At 70.2% G+C, this 984-nt stretch carries 1 protein-coding gene; it reads left to right on the top strand.

Features of this window, described 5'->3' with window-relative positions; all coding sequences use genetic code 11:
* Window positions 1-249: 249 nt before the first annotated feature.
* On the top strand, window positions 250-984 hold a 735-nt coding region (gene ddaH, locus ACJA3G_RS37595), incomplete at its 3' end, for a dimethylargininase (protein ID WP_406557488.1).

The raw sequence follows: 984 nt of genomic DNA, 5'->3' as shown, positions 1-984 counted from the left end.
GTGCCTTCGCTCGGGGGGGTTCGGGTGTCTTCTCGGACGCATGCCCCTTGTTCACCATGCCGGGATCCTAGCGCCACCGAGGCGAAACGTATCGTCTCTGTCAAGGGTGCGCGCGGGGCAACAGTGGGTGAAGCGGCGGAAAAACACCCGTACGGATCACTGCGGGAACGGCGGGCAGGCCGCACCATGGGCTGACCACCACCCGCAGATGCGGCGCGTGCAGCCGAAGTCGTCCGTGAGGAGCCCTCATTGCTCAGTGAGACCCGTGACCTCCGTGCACCCCGAGTCGCCAGACCCCGGCGCTATCTGATGTGCCCACCGGCACACTTCAAGGTCACGTACTCGATCAACCCCTGGATGGACCCCGCCAAGCCCGTCGACCTGCCGCTCGCGCTCGCCCAGTGGGAGGACCTGCGGGACCGGTACCGGGCGCTCGGCCACACCGTCGAGCTGCTCGAACCCCGCCCCGACCTGCCCGACATGGTCTTCGCCGCCAACGGGGCGACCGTGATCGACGGCCGGGTGCTGGGCGCCCGCTTCGCCCACCCGGAACGGGAGGCGGAGGCCGAGGCCCATCTGGAGTGGTTCCGCGCGCACGGGTTCACGGAGATCCACGAGCCGGCCCACATCAACGAGGGCGAGGGCGACTTCGCGGTCACCGCGTCCTATGTACTGGCCGGGCGCGGCTTCCGGTCGAGCCCGCTCTCGCACGACGAGGCGCAGGAGTTCTTCGGGCGTCCGGTGATCGGGCTCGACCTCGTCGACCCGCGCTACTACCACCTGGACACGGCGCTCTCCGTCCTGGACGACTCGGCCGACGAGATCATGTACTACCCCGGCGCCTTCTCCCCCGGCAGCCGGGCCGTGCTCGCGCGGCTGTTCCCGGACGCGGTGATCGCCTCGGAGGAGGACGCGGGGGCGCTGGGCCTGAACGCGGTGAGCGACGGACTCCATGTGCTGCTGCCGCAGGGGGCGGTGGGGCTG

Origin of the sequence: Streptomyces sp. YS-3 (assembly GCF_045257485.1) — a bacterium.
In the GTDB taxonomy this organism is placed as follows: domain Bacteria; phylum Actinomycetota; class Actinomycetes; order Streptomycetales; family Streptomycetaceae; genus Streptomyces.
Note: the sequence above shows the minus strand (reverse complement) of the source record. Positions and strands in the feature narration are given on the sequence as shown.